The sequence below is a fragment of the Stieleria marina genome, from assembly GCA_007741555.1.
Taxonomy (GTDB): Bacteria; Planctomycetota; Planctomycetia; order Pirellulales; family Pirellulaceae; genus K23-9.
Genome location: CP036526.1, coordinates 3473287 through 3495337, shown reverse-complemented (window position 1 = coordinate 3495337; position 22051 = coordinate 3473287). Strand labels below are relative to the sequence as shown.

Here is a 22051-nt window from a genome sequence, read left to right as displayed (position 1 = left end):
GCCCGCTGTCTTGTTGGCCGCGCGGCGGACGTGCTGATAAAGGGTGGCGAGTATTTGCAAAAACCTTCGTTGGCGACGCCACTTACTATTCCAACGTGTTCTGCATTTGAACGGGCGCGCATTTGGAAATTCGTAGCGATTGCTTATTCCGTCACTCTTGTTGTCTTTCGCTGCCAGAGGATTCCTGAATGCAGTACAGGTACTTGGCTCCACGCAGAAACAGTTGCTTGCCAGCGATGGCGGGTGAGGCGTCGAATCGTTCCTTCAGTTGATTGGTTGCAAGCGACACGAATTGCTTTGACCGATTCAGCACTAACGTTGTGCCTCCGCGCCCCGTGATGTAGATCCGTCCGGCCGCGCCCACGGGGGACGCGTAAATGTTGGACAGGTCTCCGATCCGCTGGGGTCCAAAAACAGTTTCCCCCGTTTTGGAATCCAGGCAACGGAGAATGGATTGGTTGGATTGATTGAAGTACAGCAACCCGTCGTAAAGCAGCGGGGAAGGGATGTAGGGAGTTCCTTTTGCGATCTTCCAGCGGATCTGGCTGGACGCGGTAATGTCACCTGTTTCGGTCAGCGGAATCGAAATGGCAGAGTAGCCCTGATAGCCGCTCATACAAATCACTTGGTCGCCATCGACAACAGGACAAGGCGTTACGTTGCCTGTCAGTCCGCTGCATTGCCAGATGATCTGGCCCGTGTTGAGATCATAACTGCGGACAAAATCGGACGCGGCAGTGATGACCTGAGTCTTGCCGCTGTGTTTGACAATCAGCGGGGTTGCCCATGCGTTGTCTTCGTCGCGTTCCTTTCGCCACAACGTCTGCCCTGACTTGGCGTCGAACACTTCGATCGCACCGTTACCGCTATGATCGCGAAGGATCACCAATTTGCCGTCATGCAACACCGGCGAACAACCTTCGCCGAGACTGGAACCAACGCGAATTTCGCCGAGATCTCGTTGCCAGATTTTCTGTCCGTCCAGTGAGTAACAAAACAGGCCTGCCGATCCAAACCAGCAGTACAGTCGCTGACCGTCGGTAGTCGGCGAAGCGGAGGCAAAGTCGTTGTCTTTGTGGGCGCCTTCGTGAGGAATTTTGGTGGTCGCCGTGTCGCGCCAGATTTCTTTTCCGGTCGTGCGATCAAGGCAGATCACCACAAACGCACGAGTCTCATTAGGTCGTTTGATGTCGAAGAAGTTCGTTTTGGGCTGATCATTGGCGTCTGGGATCGATGAATCCTTGTCGCCCGTTTTAATCGCCGTCAAAACGAAAACGTTGTTTCCCCAGACGATTGGCGTCGATGTCCCCTGGCCGTCAATGCTGACCTTCCATTTGATGTTGCCGTCTTCACTCCAAGAAATCGGAGGATCCGCTGTGTCGGAAACTCCGTTGGCGTTCGGCCCACGCCACTGATGCCAGTTGTCTGCAAGCTCTTGGCCGGGCGCGGGACACGCCAGCGCGACCAAGACCAGTCCACTTAGTAGCGATGATTTTAGATTCATGGGTTGTTTTCCAGGAGCGAAACACGTCACGAGTCTCGCGGTTATGACACGGGAGGTTGGCCAGCCATGTCGACGCTCATGGCAACAAAGCGTTCGAAGTGCAAAATGACTGCCCAAAGAGTCGGAGCGCGACTTTGTAAAACGCTATTTTTGATTGACCTCATCCGATTCAATCAGACCGTCTCGCAGCCGAATGACACGTTTCGCTCGTTCGGCCACTTCGTCTTCGTGAGTAATCATGACGATGGTCTTTCCATCATCGTTTAACGCTTGAAAAAGGTCCAGCACTTCATGCGTCGTCTTTGAGTCAAGGTTTCCGGTGGCCTCGTCGGCGAGAATGAAATAGGGATCGTTGGCAAGGCTACGCGCGATCGCGACCCGCTGTTGCTGGCCACCAGACAATTCTGTGGGGCGGTGATAGAGACGATCTCCAAGACCAACTTGCTTGGCAAGATCGCTGCACTTTGCAATGGCGTCTTTGCCAATTAGACCTTGATATTGGAGCGGAACCTTGATGTTTTCCAGCACATTGAGTTGCTGAAGCAAATTGTAGGATTGAAAGACAAATCCGATACGTCGTCCGCGAATGCGGGAAAGCTGAAAGTCATTGATCTGGGCAACATCATCACCGGCCAAAAGGTAACTGCCACTTGTCGGTCGATCCAGACATCCAAGGACATTTAGCAGCGTGCTCTTGCCAGAACCGGACGGCCCCATGATGGCGATATACTCACCAGCCAAAACGTCGAAGGTGACGCCACGTAGTGCATGGACGGTTTCACCTTTCAAAAAGTACGTTCGATGCAAATCCTGAACGCGAAAAGCAAACTCCTTGCTCGTCGGATTGGACTGCGGTTCCGGTTGCGATTGAAAACTTTCGCTAGGCATGAGCGCGATCGAAGGTGATGATGTTGGAAAAGCGGCCCCATGCCGTTGTCCGTTTCTTGTCGAGAGAAAACAGGGACAGATCAGCCGGCTCGCGAACGCAGGCCCCAGGATGAACCGCGGAACGGGTTCGATCGCGGACATGGAGTTCCACTGAACGGCCAGAAAGTGAACTATTCATGTCGCAGAGCCTCGATCGGATCGAGGTAAGCGGCTTTTCTGGCCGGATAGACACCGAAAACGATTCCGACGCCCAATGAGATGCCTAGCGAAAGCAGGACCGACCAAAGTGCGATGCGCGGCTCCAAGGTGTGCACGATGGGTGGCAACGCGTCCGGCGAAACCATCGTGACAACCTTTTTTAGAAATCGAAAAATAGGCCCGACGGCGAGTCCAAACAAAACTCCGGTCAGTCCGCCGCCAGCGGTAAGCACCACGGTTTCGATTAAGAATTGTCCGATAATGTCGCTACGAGTTGCACCGAGGGCACGACGAACGCCGATCTCACGCGTTCGTTCGGTGACCGTCGCCAACATGATGTTCATGATTCCAATGCCACCGACCAGCAGCGAAATCCCAGCGATCACCACCAACAGAACATTGAACATCGTGCGCGTCCGTTCGGCCTGCCGCAGCAGTTCACGAGGAACGACGACGGCATAGTCCTCTTTCTCGTGGTACTTCCTCAAAAGGGTTTCGATAATCTGGGCCGTTTCATCCACTTCGTCGATGTTGTTGACTTCGACCGTGATTTGACTGAGCTCCACGTCCTCGCCGGTGAAGTTCATCCCCTGCCCGCCGCCGACGCGTTTCATGACCAGATCGCCCACGCGCTGCCGCAGCGTTTTCAGCGGAATGTAGGCGTCCAAGTTGTAGTCGCGAGAATCGAGGCTGCCTCCAATCGCGGCCGATGCGGTCCTGTCTTTGGTCTGTCCGACGACGGTATAGAATTCGCTGCCAACCCAGATCGCACGCCCAATCGGATTTTCATAAGGAAACAAACGTTTGGCCGTCTCGTTTGCAAGCACGATGACTTTTTTGCCACGGTCGCGCGGCGAGAGCCAGCGCCCTCGAGCGATTTGAAGTCGATTGAGTTCCAGGTACTCTTCGGCACACCCCACCAGTTTGGCGTCGGCGGTCCGATCATCAAGTCGCAATTCAAACTTCAGTTCACGCATCGGGATGGCGCGACGAATGTTCGGTATATTCTCGACGATTCGCCGATAGTCTGCACGCAACAAGCCGTAAGTTTTGACTCGGGCGTTCGCGTCCTCTTCGCTACCTTCGTTGGGTTCCTTGGTGCGTACGATAACGTTCTTGGCACCCAACTCCAGAATCTGTTGCTGCGCCCGGTAGCTGACACCTTCGCCCATCGCTACCAGCCAGATCACGGTCGATGTTCCAATGAAGATTCCCAACGCAGCTAGCCCGGCCCGTAGTTTCTGTACAAGCAGGCTTTTGATGCCAAGGTCGACGGTTTGGAAAAATTGAGCAATCAAAGTGATTCAGTCTTTTCGGAGTCTTCCGCGACTGCGGCGTTGTTCTCGTCGACCACGGGGGATTCGTAAGCCGTCGGATTCAAAAGCACAGCGTCGCCTTCATCTAAGCCCTTTTCAACGATGGTGAAGACGTCGTTGCTGTCGCCGGTTTCGATCTGCCGTCGTTGCGGGCCCGCTAAGGTTTGCACCCAGCAAAAATGTTGATCGTTGCGATCAACGATGGACGCGACGGGAATCAGCAAAGCGTCTTGGTGCAGAGCCACTTGAATCTCGACTTCCGCGCTCGTCCCTGGCCGCAGGCCGTCGATCGGTGGCAGCGAGACCAGGGTGTCGTAACGCACTTGGTTTCCGGTCCACCAACCCGCTGGTTTGGTAATGGAAGCGACGTCGGAGACCACACCATCGAGAGTTTTTTCGGGAAGTGTGACCGCTACAGGCTGCCCCATGGCGACTCGTTTCACGTCGGATTCATGCACGCCCACTTTTACCTGCATTTTTTGCAAGTTCGGCATCAGCAGCAGTACCTGATTCTTGTGAACATTGGTGCCTTCGGCAATTGGAGCGGTTTCCCATTTCGCGGCATCGGGATGGATCACCAGCCCGCTACTTTCTGCCCGAATCACGCAGTATTGCAATTCCTCCACTGCCCGATCTCTGCGTGAATTGTCGGCTGCGGCTCTTTCCACGTTTGCTCGGTGTGTCGCTTCAATCGACGTCAGGTTGCCTCGGAGTGTCTGCATTTGTTCCTTGTACGTGTAGTTTTCCAGCACTTCCAGCTGCGTCTTTTTGAGCTGCACGTTCAGCTCTGCCTGTTTGAACGCGAAATAGCGTTCCTCAACTTCCAGCTCGCTCAGGTAACCGCTGCCGGCCATCAGGCGGACATGCCTGGCGCGATCTTTGGCGCTCTGCACCGCGGCTTCTGCCACGACAACATCTTTCTTAAGCCTCATCAAATCGGTCTGGAACCGACCTTGATCATATTCATCAACTGCAATTTTGGATCTCGCGAAATTTGCTGCAGAACGATCGGCAGCCGACTGGGACCAATTCGCGTACTTGGTGCGTTCGTCGACCTGCTCTTGAATGAACAAAGCGTCCAAGCGAACCAATTCGTCGCCTTCCTCCACAAACGTGCCGCTGTCGACAATCCACAGGACCGCGTTGTATCCACGAACCTTGGATTTGATTTCGATGTTCTCGGAACTTTCCAACACGCCCTGTTCACTGACGGTGACGACGAGATCGCCGCGTGACACTCGGTACGTCATGCCGACGCGTTGCTCGGACTGTCCGAAATGTCCGGCAAGAGCAACTGCCGCCCAGGCGCCCACGCCAACGACCGCGAGTCCGACAGCCAGCTTCCCTAGGGAAGACATCGCTGCGAATGGGCGGCTCGGTTCGGATTGACGATCAATCGCGTTCACGGCGTAAGAGGTTCCTGTGGTTTGTGTCCGTCGTATGGAGATGGCAAATTTGCCACCAGTCTCGTGAGCCAAAATCTTGAACGAATGTCGCTACAAGATTGACCTATAATCCTTCAACGAATTTGCTGCTTCGACCTGAGCTTCCTTGACGTTCGCCAAAGGATCCAAAATGGCAACGTCGCCCTCTTGGATCCCATCGTGAACGACCAGGAACATGTCATTGCTGTCGCCTACTTTCAGAGATCGGCGCTCCACGCCTGATTCGCCTTGGACCCAGCATGCAAATCCCGCTTGAGTTTCGATACAGGCGGCGGCAGGGATTGTCACAACGTCGTCATGACGCGCGATGACAATTTCCACTTCTGCACTCATGCCAGGTCGCATGCCGATCGCCGAGGGAAGCGAAACCGTTGCGTCGTATTTGACGATGTTCCCTGTCCACCAGGACGCGGGTTTGGCGACGGCTGCGACGTACGTGACTTCTGCATTGATCAACGCACGATTAAGAATGACGTTTGCTTCCATGCCTGTTCGCATTCGGTCCACCACCGATTCATGGATGCCGACCTTGACCTGCATTTGCGTCAGATCCGGCATCAATAACAACGTCTGATCCTTGCGTACCGTCGCGCCCTCTTCGATCTCGGGCGCATTTTTCCATGCTTCGCCCGTTGGATAGATTACCAAGCCCGCTCGTTCGGCCACGATCGTGCAATACCCAAGTTCTTCTTTAGCGCGTTGCAGACGATTCTTGTCGGCAAGTGATCGTTCGACGTTTGCTTCGTGCGTGGCCTTGGCGGCTTTCAAGTCTCCTTGCAGCCGCACCAGTTCTTCTTTCTTTGTGAAGTTCTGTAACACGTCGATCTGCGTTTTCGTGAGACCGACGGTAAGTTTGGCCTGCGAGACAGCAAACTCCTTTTCTTCCAGCTCCAACTCGTTTGCGTATTCGCTTCGCGACAACATCTCGGAATGCTCCAGCCGATTCTTGGCATTTAGCAGCGATGATTCGGCGATCGCAAGATTCTTTTGCAGCGTGGCCAATTCCGAAACAAAGCGCCCCTGCTCGTATTCCGAAATCGCAAGCTTCGCACGAGCAACATCCGCCGCAGACCGAGCCACCTGAGCTTCTGCCAGGTGATAGAACTTGGTCCGCTCGCTGATTTCTTCTTCAATCGCAAGCGTTTCCAATCGCACCAACACGTCGCCTGGTTGAACCTGTGTGCCGCTTTCAATCACAAACGTAATCGTGCTGTCACCGCGCACCCGACATTTGACTTCGGTATTGTTAGAACTTTCCAGGGTGCCTTGCTCGGTCAGCGCAACGACAAGTTCGCCTCGCGTCACGGTGTGAGTCGCCCCGTGGTTGGCGGTCGACGCAGCGTCATTGCCAGGCAACAGCGAAACAGCGGTCACGGCCAACGTGGCGACTACAACAAAGAACGCAGCGATCTTCATCATTCCGCCTCGATCGCTTCGGGAACATCCTGGCTATCGCCTGATGGCCGACTTTGAGAGAGAGTCGATCTCGCCTCTTCTTCCGCCTCTTCGATCAAGGCCGTCGGATTCAAGATCACCTCTTCTCCCTCGTTGAGCCCTGCGATGACCTCGATGAAAACATCGTTGCTGTCACCAAGTTGCAAGATTCGTTTCTGAGGTCCGCCGGTGGATTGCACCCAACAAAACTCACCCTCTTCCGTTTCAACGACGGCGGCTACCGGAATGGTCACGACATTTTCATGGACCGCCAGAATGACGTCGACTTCCGCACTCATGCCTGGCTTAAGCCCTTCGTCAGAGGGCAGATCGATCACGGTGTCGTATTTGACAACATTGCCCGTCCACCATCCGGCTGGCTTGGTCACCGAAGCGACTTCGGACACGGTCGCTTCGAGTGTCCGATCGGGCAGCGTCACGATTGCTTTGAGTCCGGGACGAACGCGGTCGATCACCGATTCATGGATTCCCAGTTTGACTTGCATCTGCGTAAGGTCCGGCATCAGTAGCAGCACTTGATCCTTGCGGACCGACGCGCCCTCGGTAATGTCGGGCGTCGTTTTCCATGACGCGGCAGAAGGGTAGATGACGAGCCCAGGCTTTTCCGCGCGGATCACGCAATCGTTGAGCTCTTCCGCTGCGCGATCGCGACGTTTGACTTCCATGGCCAAACCCGCTTGGTCGGCTGCAAGCTTGGATTCGCTTGCGATCTTGTTGCCATTGAGCGATTCCATTTGCATCTGTCGGGTGAAGTCTTTGAGAACTTTGATCTCAGTCTCTTTGACCTTCAATTCCAATTCGGCCTGTGTCACCGTAAAGGCATTGCCCTCGACTTCTAGATCGGTGGCGTATCCTTGGCGAAAAAGCGACTCAGATCGCTGGTACATCTTGCGGGCAGTCCGAAGATTCCGCTTGTGCGCGGCAAGCTCCTTTTCCAAACCTTGGAGCTGAGAGCGAAACCTGCCCTTTTCGTAAGCGTCGATGGCGATCTTTGCCGTTTCGACATTCGCTTGTGTTTGCGCCAACGTGGCTTCGGCGATGAACGTATTGGTTTTCGTAAGACTGTGCTGCTCTTCGATGACTTTCGTATCAAGCCGCACCAACTCTTGCCCCACCTTTACGACCGATCCCGCTGGGACAACGTAAGTCACCAAACTGAACCCGCGGACTTTGCACTTGATCTCGGTATTGTTCGAGCTTTCGACCGTGCCCTGTTCGGTGACCGATACCGTCAGCTTTCCGCGACCGATCGTGTGAGTCAAGTAAGCATCCTGATCCGATGCCTGACTCGGAGCCAGCGAGACAGCGGCGGCACTCCCGACGATCGCAATCAGTCCGATGACGACCGGAACGCGCACGAACACGCGATCTTTGGAATTGCCGTCAGGCTGGCGATTGGCTTCAGAGGAGGAAGAGATAGTATCGGACTCTAATTCGGCGGTAGTCGAAGTTGGTCGAACCGATAATCATGGCGGCTATTGGGTACGTATTGTAGTCCAGCTCTGACTCCTGGGTTTGCAAAGGCGAGCCTGGCAAGCAGGCCGTCGCGGGAACGAGCCTGGACGAGCACCTGCCCCCCAGTGGGACCAACGTTTTGGACCAACCGAAAATGCCGACCTGGCCTATTTTGTCGTTGCATGCCGATTTTCGGCCACGTGAACGGGAGGATGCCCAATGCGATCAGTTGACCAACCGTCCAATGCGGCAGGCTGATCCGCTAACGCAGCTCTCCCGGTGTCCTGGCTTGGCGGGAGACGCTGCCCGAACTCTAGTTCATTGACCTGGCGCGGAAAATCAAGTTCCAGGTCATCGCCCGGAACAGGATCGACAGGAATTGGCGGTGCAAGAGAATCCGTCGTTTCGGAATCGTTTGCCACTGCGAAGTCGACCGCAGTTTCGATCCAGCGTCCGGACGTATCCAGCTGCATGACGCCCAGTTCGCGGTACAAACGAAGACGTGTCGCGTAGTAGTTCAGCCAAGCGGCCAAGAAACTATTCTGCGAAGTCTGGAGCGCGCCCTGGGCGCTCAGCAAATTGATCGCAGTCGTCGGGTTGATTTGCGGACGTGCACCAGGCTGAACCTGGGGCGGCGGAGTCAGTAACGACAACTGCGTTTGATCGACGCGGCGAAGCGAAATGGTGACAGCACGTCGTTGGATTTCCAACTGCAGTCGTCGCTGCTGAAGGGTTCGCAACAGGGCTCGAATTCCTTTCTGCAGTGAATCTTGAGACTGAATCAGGTTTCGCCGATTGCGTTGGTATTGAATCAGAGATTCCCGGTACCCATTTCGTTCCAGCAATCGCGCCAACGGTGCGTCAAATTCAATGCCTAGCCGCAGTCGGCTTGTCGAACCACGAAAATCAACCGGATTGTTTCTTGCAGTACGAACGTCTCCGTTGGCCGTGATGGTCAAGTCGGACTGCAACGCGTCGGCAGCAACCTGAATCGCCCGCCAACTATCCACCAAGGCTGCGCGACCATTCATGAAGTCCAATCGATTGTCCAGCGCGATTTGGAACGCCGCTTCGGGTTCCAGATCAACTTCGTCAACGCCGATGACTTCCAACCGTGCTTGCGCTGGGATAAGGGAGAGACGTTCCACCAATTGCAGGTAGGACTGGACCCAAGCGGTTAGACCGCGAATCGTTTGAAGGCGATTCTTTGCCGAGTACGATTCACGGAGTTCTTTGAGCTGTTGGACCGCAACATCGAATCCCGATTCGCCGTTTTCCAGTTCATCAAGCCGCTCGTTCAGCCTTTCTCGATCACGCTTGAACCGAGCCTTTTCGTCGGCGTTCATACTGCGTTGTCGTTCTGGGGCGACTTCTTCCAAACGTTGCAGATCACTTCGCGCACTAGAAAACAATTCACGCACGGGGTCGACTAGCTGCTGAACATCATGAAGGAATTGCTCGGGTTCCCTTGACAAATCATTTGCATCGGATTGCTCAAGCACGGTTTGGCACCCCGAAAGCATCTCGGAAAACCCTCGCGACTCCTTCACAATCGTGTCAGCAAAATTGGATTCCGTCAGCGAGTCAATGATGGTCTCCAACCGCTTTGTCGCGTCGCTAAGTTGCTGTGACAGCTGGCCAGGTTCTTCGTCCTGCAAAGCGTCGACCAAACGAGCACGTTTGGCAGCGTTTTCCACCAGGGTTTGCAGTCGTCGTAGCGTGCGATCGACGTCGGAGAAATTCTGTTTCGACAAGGTCGACAGTTTTTCGTCAAGGATTTCGACTCGCGTCGCGAGATCAGAGAGTTCACCAATTTCACCGATACGATCCTGCAATTTCAACAGCGACACCAGCAGCGACGTGGATTCGATGGGAAAGAGCTGAAACTGCTGAACAAGTTCTTCGTCCAGATCGACTGGCAAGTCCGCAGGCAGTCCCAGGATTTGTGTCTTGTAATTGTCGATCGCCAGCTCCAAGCTGTTCGTCTGGTCCAGCAGGTTGGCTCGAGTGACTTCGATGTTCTGTCGGAACTGATCCACTTGCACGATGTCGATCAATTCGTTGTCGTACAGAGCTTCCAATCGTTCGAGCGTTCGCAACTGCAGCCGCAGATTGCCTTCGGTGTTACGAATCTGCTGCGATTGTTGCAACAGACCGAGGTATCCATTGACTCCGCCGACACCTGAAAACGACTGCAGACTGGTGCTCAGTCCGCCGCGCTGCGGCCCCGTGACGCCCAGTTCACCGATCACGATCTGAGTAAAGAATCCTTGCCGAAACTGACTGTACGCACGTAGGTTCGCCAGCAATCTGCGTTCGCTCAGCGTCAGTTGTTCCAGAGCGACGTCGCGGCCAGCGCCTCGGAGCAGTGGTTGGATAAAAGAGAAATTGGCGATCGAACTTGCCAGACTAACGTCGTTGCCCGTGAATTCAAACGCAAACGAGTTTGCAAAACCGACCAGTACTTCGCCTGCGGTTGCGAAACGCCGTTTCGCTTCGATATCACTGGTAACGTTAAGTCGATTGCTTTCGTTAATACCAAACGGCCCGATGACGTCGTACTGATTCAGGACGGGATTGAACGCAATCGTTGCCGGTGCTGATCTTCCCTGGTGGTTGTAATCCAAGCTGTTACCGCCAAAGAACTGGGTGTCCAAACGGAACCGCTCGCCCGTGACATCCAACGACGTCAGGTAGAGTGTTTCGAGATTTCTTTGGTGCAGCGGAGAATGAACATACGCAAGTTGGACTGCCGAATCGACGTCCAGTCGGACCGCATTGTCATCGGTGATTTCCGCGTACTCGGTCAGTCGCACACGCCACTGTGGATTTTCCAAATCGGAGCGAACGCCATTGTCGCCCCAGTGCTCCCAGCCTTTTTTACCGTCGACGCAGTGCATGTACTGATGCGATGCCGGATCGTCGACTGGCATCGGCGAGCAATCGGGATCGAAGGGGTCGAAATATCGACTTCGTGAATCCATGTCGATACCGACATCCGACGCCGCCCACCGGGGGTCGCCGTTTCGCTGAGCGATTGCGCAGTATGCGTCTTTGTCAGCATTAAGCCGATGCTGGCTTTGTGAGCACCCGGCTATGATCGGGCCTGCAATTGCAAGCAACGCGAGGCCGAGGCGTCGTTTGGGAATTGAAAATTGCACAGACACCTCCCTCAGTCGCCTTCAAAAGCGAAGTTGTGTGAACTGGCGGCTGTAGATGGATCTGAATACTCGCTCTCCATGGGTTGTTATCGTTGTTATGGTCGTATCGACTTCAACGTTCGTGCGCCCTCCAGCGCCAGGCCGCACAACCGGTAGACTTCCACACCCAAACGCCGGGCATTCAGAGAGTGCCGAGCCGCCGTTTTTGATCCGAAGGAAAACCGACTGCTGTACGTTCTTGTTGGGACACGCTTGCTGCGACACGTTGTTCGCGGCGAAACGGGAACGCGTGCACAACCAACTCTGGCAAGATTCGAACCAGCGGTGAGAGAATGCGGTGGCAGACACTATGATCAATGTTGCAACAATCAGCAGACGTTGTGATCGCTCGTGTTCGCGTCACGAGCACTGTCGCTAGCCGGCTTTTCGCCGTTTGTTTTTTCGCGACTTGCTCAACCGTGCTTTGGCGTCCGCGTTTGCGTCGTACTTCAAATTGGGCTCAGTCGGGACGGGAGCATCGATGTCAGAACGCCATTGTTGCATGCGAGCATGAAGTTCATCCCGTCTTGCTGGATGAGATTCGGCGAGATTGGTCTGTTCGCCTGGATCGTTTTTTAAGTTGTAAAGTTCCAGACCTCCGTCCTCGAAATACTCATGCAATTTCCAGTTGCCCACGCGCATGATCGTGCACGGTCGCGAACGAAAAAGGACGTCACGCTGCTGGTCGGTTCTCGCATAGCTTTGTAGGTACGCGGGAAAGTGCCAAAACAAGGCTCGATCTGCCAAACCATTTTCCATCGATGCGAGCTCTCCTCGCAGTAGCGGCATCAGACTGACGCCGTCACAAGGTTGACCGGTCGGCAAATCGGCTCCGATGATGTCACAAAAGGTGGGATACAAATCGACATTCGATATCGGCGCGGCGCACTTCGTACCGGGTTGAACGACTCCGGGCCAGTTGACAAAGAATGGTTCGCGAATGCCGCCTTCGTAGTACGTCCCTTTGTAGCCTTTCAACGGAGCCATCGATGTTGCCGGGCCGTAGCCTCCGTTGTCGGACGTGAACACGATCGCAGTCTTGTGGGTCAAATTGCGTTCCCGTAGAGCAGCGACAATCTTACCGACACCATCGTCGACGCTTTGGATCATTGCTGCCATCACGGCGTGATCATGAAGTTCCCCTTTGGTTTTCTGTTCGTACTTTTGTGTCAAAGATGCTTTCGCTTGCAGCGGCGTGTGCACGGCGAAGTGCGTCAGGTACAGCAACCAGGGCTTGGATTGGTTTCGATCAATGAACGCAATCGATTCATCGGTCAGACGGTCGGTCAAGTATTCGTCGGCAGGCGCGTCGCCAAGACCGGGAGCTTTGGGATGAGGCGGAAAGTAGCCTTTGGGAGGGCTTCCGCTGTGAGTTCCTGCAAAGTTGAAGTCGAAACCGTACGGAAGCGGATCATCGCTAAGATGCCATTTGCCGATCGTGGCAGTTTCGTACCCGGCGTCTTGAGCGACCTGGGCCCAGGTGATGACGTCGGTCGACAGCGTGTCAGTGCCGGGAATGTGCTGTAGTTTGCGATACTTGGGGTTACCTCGAGCTTCGGTACCGACGTTGTAGATTTCGTGACGTGGAGTGTATTGGCCCGAAAGCAGACATGCGCGTGAAGGAGCACAATTGGCGGCGCCTGCGTAAGCGTCCGTAAAAACCATGCCACCGCGAGCCAGTTTGTCCAGATGCGGGGTTTCGTAGAAATCCGACCCCATGAACCCGCAATCACGCCAGCCATAGTCATCCAGAAAGATGAACAGCACGTTGGGCTGCTGACGCGAAACGAGCGACGCTGAATCGGCCTGGGAGCTAGGCGGGGCTTGCGGGCCGGATTGCGGGCCCGATTGCCCAGCGACGGGCTCCTGCCAGCACATTAACGCCGCCAGAGACAGGACGATTGGGTACAAGACGATTCCGTACAGGGACGATCCGGTGAGGGAGACGCGAAATTTTCGGCCGCAGATTGTTATGCGGCGGCCTAGCGTTCTTCGGTTGCACATTGTTTCGGGCATCCTGTTTCGAGCATCCTTTTACCAATTGATGGAACCTACAGAGCTTAACCCAAACACCCCGGGTTCGCATTGCACCGCCAGCAGAGCAGATTTTCAAATTCGTAGCGGCTAAACAGCAAAGTCTTTCCCACGGCGGCAAAAGGTTGCCGTTGACCCTGAACCCGGGTTTGTCCAGAATCGTCCTAGATATGATCCTTACCCCTTTTGCCTTGTTTGTCTGAACGCGTTGAATGTCTGTCGCCGCTGAACCTGTGGAATTAAACCAGTACTGCCGCGAAACTGCTTTGGCGGCCAAGGCAGCCTCTTACCAATTGGCGAGCCTGGATACCGAAGTCAAAAACCGCTGGCTGCTCGCATCCGCGGATGCCCTGATCGCAGCCACGGACCGCTTGCTGGCGGCAAACGCTTTGGATCTTAAGGCTGCCCCAGGATATGGCTTGACCGATGCGACGGTCGATCGGCTCCGGTTGGACGAAACACGCATCGCTGCGATCGCCGGCGGGCTGCGAGAGATCGCGATGCTGCCGGATCCCATCGGCGAAATCATGGACGGATTCACTCGCCCCGGAGGATTGCAGATCACCAAACAACGTGCTCCGCTTGGCGTCGTCTTTTTTATCTACGAAAGCCGCCCCAACGTCACGGCCGATGCAGCGGGCATCTGTGTCAAAAGTGGCAACGCGGTGATTTTGCGTGGCGGCAAAGAAGCGATGCACAGCAGCCGCGCTATCGTCGACGTCTTGTCCGAGTGTGCCGCCAAAGAAGGCATTCCCGAAAACGCCGTTCAGCTGGTCGCGACAACCGACCGCAAAGCCGTCGGAGAATTTCTGTCGATGGGCGATGCAATCGATGTCACCATCCCTCGCGGTGGCGAAGGGTTGATCCGCCGAGTCGTCGCCGAAGCAACCATGCCGGTGATCAAACATTACGACGGCAACTGTCACGTGTATGTCGACGCCACCGCTGACGTCGCGATGGCCGCTAACATCATCGAAAACGCCAAGTGCCAACGCATGGGTGTCTGCAATGCTTGCGAGTCGCTTTTGATCCACGAATCAATCGCGGCAAAGGCATTGCCAGTGATCGCAAAACGATTGGCCGACAACAACATCGAACTTCGCGCTGACGAACAGGCATCCAAAATCATTCGCGAAGCGGGCTTGGAATCTGTGCCAGCGACCGACGCTGACTGGGGCACCGAATACCTGGGCCCCAAGATTAGCATCGCGATTGTCGATTCGTTGGAAGCGGCCGCTGCACACATCAACCAGCACGGTTCGCATCACACGGACGCCATCGTGACGGCGGATTTAAAAGCCGCTCAGATCTTTACCACGCTGATCGATAGTTCCGCTGTGATGGTCAATGCCAGCACGCGTTTCAACGACGGCGGCGTTTTTGGATTGGGTGCGGAAATTGGCATCTCGACCGACAAATTTCACGCTCGCGGGCCCTGTGGCTTACGCGAACTGACAACGTACAAGTACATCGTCCGCGGCGATGGACAGATCAGGCAGTAGCAGTTAGCTCGTCACTACCAGGGGGACAATGGAATGTCCGATTCACTTTCGCAAAACCAAGCCGAGAGTCTTCTGCGCGCAGTCAATGCTCCGCCACCAGACAAAGCCACCCAGGACCACTCGGGGCCTGTTTCTCATCGGATTGACCCGTCGCATTCGGGGTCTGAATCGACATCGCCGCCGCATCTGAAAACGCGTGAAGCAGTCGATAGCGTGGCTGATCGCCCCAGTTCGGGCCCAGCCGTCCAGCCATACGATTTTCGAGCCCCGCCGCAATTGCGCCGTGATCAGGTGCAAGCGTTGCACGTTCTAAGCGACGTGGTGGCGATGCAGTTTTCGCGGTCTGTGTCCACCTTGATGCGGGGCGAGATCGATTGCCAGCTGATGGATGTCGACCAGTGTCGCCATCAGGATTTTGTCTGTCAGATGGACGATCCAAGCTGTTACTGCGTGATCGAACCCAGACCGCTGTCGGGACAGTGGATGCTAGACATCCCATCGAAGCTGCTTTTTGCGATGATTGATCGCATGCTCGGTGGCGAGCCGTTTCCAGACGACAGCCCGCAGCGACCCATGACCGACATCGAAAAGCGGTTGATCGGACGCGTCGTCGATAAGTTTTTGGACAACGTCAGCGAGGCTTGGCAACAAGTCATCGCAATCCACCCGGTGGTCGCGTCCATCGAAAACCACCCTCACTGTGTCGCCAGCGCATCGCCGAATGAATCCGTTGTACGCGTAAGGTACTCCGCAACCATCAGCAGCGTTCGGGGCGAATTCTGGCTCGCGATCCCGATCAGCACAATCGATCACCTGAGCGATCGAATGAATCCAGAGAGCTGGGAAAACGAGATGAGCAAGGCGTCGACCGAAGCAAGTCGGCAGACGATTACGCAGCAGTTGGCGGATGCCCCGATCAATGTGGTCGTCAATTTGGCCAAATCAACGATCAGTACCCGCGACTTGCTGGGGCTAAGTGTTGGCGATGTGATCGCGACGGAAAAACCCGTGGCCGAGCCGATGGAGCTAGCGATATCCAACGTCCCCAAATTCAATGTCAGAGCAGGTGCCTTTCAAAAGAAGGTCGCCGTTCAGATCGAATCGACAGTGGTCAAACACTAGTATCCTTCGCAGCGCTCGGCGACGCTAAAAACGACAGGCTGCGAAAAATCACGCCCCGATTGGCTCTTGGAACCAAAATCCTGCCGTCCGGAGAGAAAATTTTTTTTCTGCATTTTCGTCCGCAATCCAACGATTCGTCGCTTCATCACGCGATTCGGGCACTTTGATGACGCCCAACGCAAGCACGTGTTCAGCAGTGCAGAAGTAGACACGCACGGTTCTGTGGGCACGAACTCTGGTCGGCGCAAAAAAAATCGATGTCATCAGACTGATGACATCGAAATGTGGTTGGTCGATCATGAGCCGCCGCGGATGTTCAAGCGAGATCGGCTGGACACGCCGCCGAAGCTGTGACTGGGGCCGACCAGTCAGCAGGTCCGGATGGAGAGTTGTGGAAGAATCACGGGTGATTCCTCCAATCCAACTAGATCATTTCCTTCAGGCCCTTCAGAGGGCGGATAGTCAGCTTTTTGCTTGCTGGCTTGGGTTTTAGCCAGATTTCGCTACCGTCCGCAGGGTTGCGTCCCTTGCGCTTTGGCTTTGCTGGAACGTCTTTCTTGACGATCTTGCAAAGGCCTGGGATCGCGAATTGGCCTGGACCGCCCTTGCCGATGGCAGCAGCGATTTCGCTAGTCAACGCATCGAAGACAGCAGCGACGTCTTTTTTCGACAGCTCAGTCTGCTCTGCGATGTTGGCAAGGATCTGAGTCTTGGTGGGAGCTTTCGCCGGAGCTTTAGCCATTTGCGGAAACCTTTTCTGATTGATGGTGAGTGGGTGATCTGACGTGATCGGTCAATGCACGTCATTCGTACGGGCAAAGTGTTATGTCCACAGGACCAACGATGCAACCCGGCTTTGAGCAAAAAAGCCCATGTTTTTCAGTGTTTCCAGCAGTGGGCTTGACGTTGGGCGGGCAAAATGGTTTCCCAATCGTCGATTGGGGGGGCACAATTGGCTCACCAAGCAGAACGCCTGTGAGCCTCGATTTGGCGTACAAGCGTCTGCGGACAGACGCGTTGCACTGATTGGTCATCAAGCGATTCAACTGCTCGAAGTGCAACAGGCCTGTCCAGACCTATGTACGCTGATTGGTCGCTTAAAGGACGATTACTGGTCGGTCAAAGCGCTGTCGATTGCATCGTCACTCAGTGATGATCCACCGTGATTTGCCGATGCGATCTGATCGCCCGTCGAGGAAAGCAATTCCAAACTCTGTGTCACGTCGGTCATGGCTTCATCGACGACGGTGGTGCGGTTTGTCTCTGGTGTGGCCAACGACGTCGTTACTACTCCAGCAGTCGTGTCAGCCTTGGTCCAGACATCGCCTTCGCTCAACGGCAACACGATCGATTCACTGTCCGCCGCTGCAGCAGGAACGAACACGTCAGCGAGTGTCGTAGCCGCAGCCGCAATCAGCTCGCCTTGGGGCGACGTATCGCCAATGGCCAGCAGTGGTGATTCGATCAGTTCGCCCTGTGCACCATCGCCAGTCGCAGCAGACGCGCTAGCAGCAGAGCTATTAGCAAACGTCACCGCGTCGGCGCCGACATTGATCTTGAACAAACGTAAATCGCCGACCTGGCCTCGCATTTGAACGTCAGACGTGTTGGTCGCGTTCAACGTCGCTTCGATCGATTCGTCACTGTCATTGATGCCCGAGAGCGTCAGACTATTCCCAGCGTCATTCAAGATCGCTGATGCGTTCTGGATCGTCGTGGTACCTGACGTCGTTGACGACAGAATACTGGTCGCACCGGGCGCTACCGCGACGAGCACACTTTCACGCGCGGCCGATCCCAGCCAGTCGCGGATCGACAAGAATTCCGGACGAATGCGGCCCAAGTTCGTGTCGACGGTCGTGTCACCGTCTTCGGGGGCGCTGGTGATCGAAATCTGTTGCGCGGTTTCGCCATTGATCAAGAATGGAACCGCAGGAACTTCAACCTGATACGACCCAGGCAGCACGCTATTAAACGCAAAGCTGTCTTGGGTGGTACTACTGCCAACCAACAAACTGGCCGGCAAATCCACCGAATCGCCCGTCGCACTATTGCCCGTCAATCGAATGGATGGAATCGAATACCCGTGCAAATCAATGACAATGTTGCGTGGGATAAAATCGTTGACGATGACCGTCACCGTTCCATTGCTGGTCAGGCTGCCATCATTGACGCTGTAGGTGAATGTATCCGTTCCGGTGAAGGTGCCCGATGGAGGCGTGTAAAAAATCGTTCCGGTCGGAGAGTCAATCCGCACCGTTCCGCCCGCAGTTGGCGTGCCAGAGTTGGTGAAGGTGAGCGTTTCGCCGGCACCGTCGATGTTGTCTGGCAACGCAGCGATGGTCAGCACCGAAGTCTCGCCACTGGCTCGGTTCACATTGACCGTCGGATTGGACACAGGCGGCGCGTCGTTGACACCGGTCACCGTAAACGTCGCAGTTCCGATGGCCAATCCTCCTCCGGTGTCACGAATCGTGTACGTGACCGTTTCAGTCCCGAAAAAGTTCGCTGCTGGGCGATACAAAATTTCTGTCGCATCGCTACTGATCGCAACCTCGCCTCCCTGCGATGGAGTCCCGACCGAATCGATCAAGAAGCTCTGCCCATCGGTATCGGCCGCGTCATTGTCGGTTACATCATGCGACGCCAAGACAGAGTCTTCGGAGACCGTGAAAGCGTCATCGACAGCCGTCGGAGGAGCGTCGGCGGAGAGCACGGTGACGGACACTTGTCCGGTCGCATTGAACGTTCCGTCACTGATTTCGTACGATAGCGTTTCCGTTCCGATGAACCCGCTCTGCGGCGTGTAGACCAGGCTCTGACCGTCTTGGGCGATCGTGACAGTCCCGTTGTTGTTGGGCGTCGATGTCACCACGATGTTAAGCGTTTCGCCTGCTTCGGTGGTGTCGTTGGCCAACACCAGCAAAGTGTTGTTGACGGAATTCTGATCGACCGTAAATGTGTCCGCCACGGCGACAGGCGGGTCATTGATCGCGTTGACATTCACCGTGACCGTCGCGGTCTGCTGAATGCCGCCGCTGTCACTGACGCGGTAGGTAAACACCGATTGGCCGCTAAAGTTGGCGTTAGGTGCGTACGCGACCACGCCGTTACTGAGCGTTACACTTCCGCCGGTATTGGGCTGAGTCACCGAAACAACCGATAGCGATCCGGAGCCGGAATTGATGGTGTCGTTGGCAAGCACGTCGATGGTTCGCGACGCGTCGCCTTCGGTGAACGTGAAGGTGTCGTCGTTGGCTGCAAACGTCACGCCGACGGTGACATTCAAATTGCCAAATGCAATCGCGTCGGTCGGTATTTCGCCGTTGATTCCGAACAACAAAATCTCACTGCCAGAATCTTCGGCGGTTTCGCTGCGGATGTTGGTCGTGCCCGCAGCAATCGCCTCGAAAGGAATCGACGCGACCAAGCTGGTTTCGATCTGAGTCGCTTCGGTCGCGTTGGATGTTCCGCCGACTTCGTTGATCAATCCATTGGAGATGCTGCCGGTCGTAAAACGCGACAAATCGTTTCCGAAAGTGATCGTCGAACCTGCCACGGGGCGAATGATTGAATTGTCAAACAACACGTCCAGATAGGTGGCAAAAAGGCCTCCTCGAGACAAAGCAGATCGAGCATCGGTCGCGTTGATGTTCAACGTCACTTGCTGGCCAACTTCCAACGCCGTGACTGCGTTACCCGACGAATCGATCAACTCGAAACCGATCTCCACGAGTGCTTCGTCAGCGACCTGAACACTGAAGGTTTCGTTGCGAGTATTGCCAGCTGCATCGGTCAGCGAGATCGCAAACGAATTCGCGCCCACTTGATCCGCCGTCGGCGTCCAGTTGATTTCACCGGTGGCCGCATCGATCGTCGCGCCAGTGGGCGCCGACGAAAGGACGTATACCAATCCGCTCCCTTCTTCGGGACTGATCAAATCCGAAACGTAAGCTCGCCCCACGTTGCCGGACGTCACAGCTGAGCCGAGCACCGAAGCGGGGAGCGTCGAGTCGTAGACTAGCGAGATCGGGCCAGACAGTTCGCTGGTGATGCCGCCGGACGCTTGCCGTGCCGCAATCGAATACGTGCCGTCACCGAGCGCCGAAATGTTATTGGTGGTGATCGTGGCGGTGTTGCCATTTGCGATCGCCAGTCCCAAGCTAGTTCCCGTCGCGACATCCACGATTTCGACTTGGGCTCCGCTGACGACCCCGGTGACTTGGAATGTCAATGTGCCGACGTTCGTCAAATTGTCCGAATTGCTGGCTCCCGAATCGGTCCCCGACAACAAATCGACACCGGCGGGCGGTGACAACGTGCCGCTGGCGAAATTAAAAGTGACCAACTGCGAATCAAAATCGCTGCTGGAGTTTCCGGTCACACCTGATCCAGGCCGAACGCCTACTTGAACGTCAATCGCGCCCGTAAATCCGCTCGCGGGCGTCACGGTCACTAGCCCCGAAGTCTCGTTGACATTGACCGTGGCGTTTGACGTGCTGGATTGCGCACTGGCAAAGTACGAAACGGCGTCGCCTTCGACATCGACGCTTGATAATTGCAGCGACGCCGGGGAGTCCGATGCGAATTCAGTTGGCACCGTCACTTCATTTAAAAATGGTTGGCTATTGGACGTGTCAGCCGCCACGGTGACTTGAATGGTCTCGCTGTGTGCATTGCCGTCCGCGTCCGTCACCGTAAAAGTCACGTTCGTGGTACCAGTCGAATTGCTGGCCGCTTTGAGCATTACCACCGAGTTTTCGGAATCGTCGAACACGTCAATCGATTCGATGCGAATCGGCGTGGTCGGTGTGCCCGAGCTATTCGTCTGATGCTCGCTGATGGCTTCGCGAACCTTTTCGCCTTCGACCAACTGGCCAAAAATTGAATGATTAAAGTCCAGGTGCCGAGTCGGTGTTTCGGTGATGAAAAACTGCGAGTTGTTGGTGTCATCGCTGGTTTTGGCAAACGACAAAACGCCGGGACGATTGTGTTGCAAATCAGGATGAAAATCGTCGTCGAAAGTCCCCAAGTCGGAACCACTTGTGCCGGTACCGGTGGGGTCGCCGGCCTGGATAACAAAGTTGTCCACGACACGGTGAAAGATAATTCCATCGTAAAAGTCGGCTTCGGCCAACTCAGCGACTCGGCCGGACGCGGTGGGTGCTCGCTGTTCGAACAACTCAAACACCATGTCACCGTAGGTCTCCATGTCGATCCGGATCGATCGATTGCCTGTCAAAACAACCGCTTCCAATAGAGCCGGGTTGTCGACCGTCACCGTGACCGATTGCACGCCGCCATCGGGATCGTAGACATCGACCGGGATATGAAGCGGCGAACCGATTCCGACAGTTTGATTGCCAATCGCTGCAAATGTAGGCTGTTCGCTTTGCGGAATCGCGACTCCGCTGCGATCACTCAGCGTCTGCAACGATTGCACGCCGATCAAACGAGAACCATCACTGAACTCCCAAGTCGGGTAGTTGGTGACGCCTTCTGCAATCGCCAAGTCACTGGGACTGCGATCGGGATTGGTGACTTCGATGAACGGCAACTCTTTGGCACCGTCTTGGAAAAGTTCTTTCTGCTGAGTACATGCAGCACACCATTCAGCGCCGAAAAACTGCACGCCTGCGTCACGTAGATCGATCGCGAACTGCACCAAGTCCGGAGCCGATTCTCCCTGCGCTTCGCGGGACGGGCCCAGGTCGTCGGTCTGGATCGGCAGCGTATTGTCAACCGCAGGCTGCGCGTCGGTGGCGAACAGGTCGACATCACCAGCTAGCAGTTGTCGTGACTCGAGCGATTCCAACAACAACCGTCCGCGTCGCGCATCGGGCGCATCCGAACCGGTAAAACGACTCATCAGCTGGCGTAGTAATCCTTGGCGACCAGTGTGTCGTTTTTCAGATAGATTCATGTCGTTTTG

Annotated in this window: 12 protein-coding genes; 2 read left to right on the top strand and 10 right to left on the bottom strand. The window is 55.3% G+C overall.

Annotation, left to right across the window (positions count from 1 at the left end):
• Positions 1 to 151 precede the first annotated feature (151 nt).
• The 8 genes from K239x_RS12160 to K239x_RS12125 all read right to left on the bottom strand — a co-directional run bounded on the left by K239x_RS12160 (position 152) and on the right by K239x_RS12125 (position 13372).
• Entirely contained in the window at positions 152 to 1504 is a 1353-nt protein-coding gene (locus K239x_RS12160) for a PQQ-binding-like beta-propeller repeat protein (RefSeq protein ID WP_145418283.1), read from the bottom strand.
• Positions 1505 to 1648: 144 nt separating this feature from the next.
• The gene (locus K239x_RS12155; RefSeq protein WP_145418281.1) at positions 1649 to 2392 is read right to left on the bottom strand and encodes an ABC transporter ATP-binding protein; all 744 of its coding nucleotides are present in this window, start codon (positions 2390 to 2392) and stop codon (positions 1649 to 1651) included.
• Between the two features lie 170 nt (positions 2393 to 2562).
• The gene (locus K239x_RS12150) at positions 2563 to 3888 is read right to left on the bottom strand and encodes an ABC transporter permease (RefSeq protein ID WP_145418279.1); all 1326 of its coding nucleotides are present in this window, start codon (positions 3886 to 3888) and stop codon (positions 2563 to 2565) included.
• Positions 3885 to 5264, bottom strand: a complete 1380-nt coding sequence (locus K239x_RS12145) for an efflux RND transporter periplasmic adaptor subunit (protein WP_145418277.1) — start codon at positions 5262 to 5264, stop codon at positions 3885 to 3887. Before K239x_RS12145 ends, K239x_RS12150 begins: the two co-directional genes overlap by 4 nt.
• 138 nt (positions 5265 to 5402) lie before the next feature.
• On the bottom strand, positions 5403 to 6770 hold the full coding sequence (locus K239x_RS12140) for an efflux RND transporter periplasmic adaptor subunit (protein WP_145418276.1): 1368 nt from the start codon (positions 6768 to 6770) through the stop codon (positions 5403 to 5405).
• A complete protein-coding gene (locus K239x_RS12135; RefSeq protein WP_145418274.1) occupies positions 6767 to 8164 on the bottom strand; it encodes an efflux RND transporter periplasmic adaptor subunit in 1398 nt (465 codons plus the stop codon). The genes K239x_RS12140 and K239x_RS12135 overlap by 4 nt, the downstream gene beginning before the upstream one ends.
• Positions 8165 to 8428: 264 nt before the next feature.
• Positions 8429 to 11245, bottom strand: coding sequence for a TolC family protein (locus K239x_RS12130; protein WP_145418272.1), 2817 nt, complete (start codon positions 11243 to 11245; stop codon positions 8429 to 8431).
• Between the two features lie 591 nt (positions 11246 to 11836).
• Entirely contained in the window at positions 11837 to 13372 is a 1536-nt protein-coding gene (locus K239x_RS12125; RefSeq protein WP_419189970.1) for a sulfatase, read from the bottom strand.
• A 335-nt stretch (positions 13373 to 13707) separates the two neighbouring features.
• On the opposite strand from K239x_RS12125, the gene K239x_RS12120 reads away from it, so the two are divergent.
• Both K239x_RS12120 and K239x_RS12115 read left to right on the top strand, forming a co-directional pair.
• Positions 13708 to 14997, top strand: a complete 1290-nt coding sequence (locus K239x_RS12120) for a glutamate-5-semialdehyde dehydrogenase (RefSeq protein ID WP_145418270.1) — start codon at positions 13708 to 13710, stop codon at positions 14995 to 14997.
• Between the two features lie 33 nt (positions 14998 to 15030).
• Positions 15031 to 16119: a flagellar motor switch protein FliM gene (locus K239x_RS12115; protein WP_145418268.1), complete on the top strand. Its 1089-nt coding sequence runs from the start codon at positions 15031 to 15033 to the stop codon at positions 16117 to 16119.
• Between the two features lie 424 nt (positions 16120 to 16543).
• Here K239x_RS12115 and K239x_RS12110 read toward each other — a convergent pair whose 3' ends face one another.
• Both K239x_RS12110 and K239x_RS12105 read right to left on the bottom strand, forming a co-directional pair.
• Complete coding sequence (locus K239x_RS12110; RefSeq protein WP_145418266.1) at positions 16544 to 16861, bottom strand: HU family DNA-binding protein; 318 nt, start codon at positions 16859 to 16861, stop codon at positions 16544 to 16546.
• A gap of 366 nt (positions 16862 to 17227) precedes the next feature.
• A complete protein-coding gene (locus K239x_RS12105) occupies positions 17228 to 22042 on the bottom strand; it encodes an Ig-like domain-containing protein (protein WP_419189969.1) in 4815 nt (1604 codons plus the stop codon).
• Positions 22043 to 22051 lie beyond the last annotated feature (9 nt).

Excerpts from the sequence above, each read along its gene's own strand:
- K239x_RS12130 (WP_145418272.1), bottom strand. The coding sequence starts at position 11,245 with ATGGATTCACGAAGTCGATATTTCGACCCCTTCGATCCCGATTGCTCG.
- K239x_RS12110 (WP_145418266.1), bottom strand. The coding sequence starts at position 16,861 with ATGGCTAAAGCTCCGGCGAAAGCTCCCACCAAGACTCAGATCCTTGCC.
- K239x_RS12140 (WP_145418276.1), bottom strand. The coding sequence starts at position 6,770 with ATGATGAAGATCGCTGCGTTCTTTGTTGTAGTCGCCACGTTGGCCGTG.
- K239x_RS12120 (WP_145418270.1), top strand. The coding sequence starts at position 13,708 with ATGTCTGTCGCCGCTGAACCTGTGGAATTAAACCAGTACTGCCGCGAA.
- K239x_RS12105 (WP_419189969.1), bottom strand. The coding sequence starts at position 22,042 with ATGAATCTATCTGAAAAACGACACACTGGTCGCCAAGGATTACTACGC.
- K239x_RS12155 (WP_145418281.1), bottom strand. The coding sequence starts at position 2,392 with ATGCCTAGCGAAAGTTTTCAATCGCAACCGGAACCGCAGTCCAATCCG.
- K239x_RS12160 (WP_145418283.1), bottom strand. The coding sequence starts at position 1,504 with ATGAATCTAAAATCATCGCTACTAAGTGGACTGGTCTTGGTCGCGCTG.
- K239x_RS12115 (WP_145418268.1), top strand. The coding sequence starts at position 15,031 with ATGTCCGATTCACTTTCGCAAAACCAAGCCGAGAGTCTTCTGCGCGCA.
- K239x_RS12145 (WP_145418277.1), bottom strand. The coding sequence starts at position 5,264 with ATGTCTTCCCTAGGGAAGCTGGCTGTCGGACTCGCGGTCGTTGGCGTG.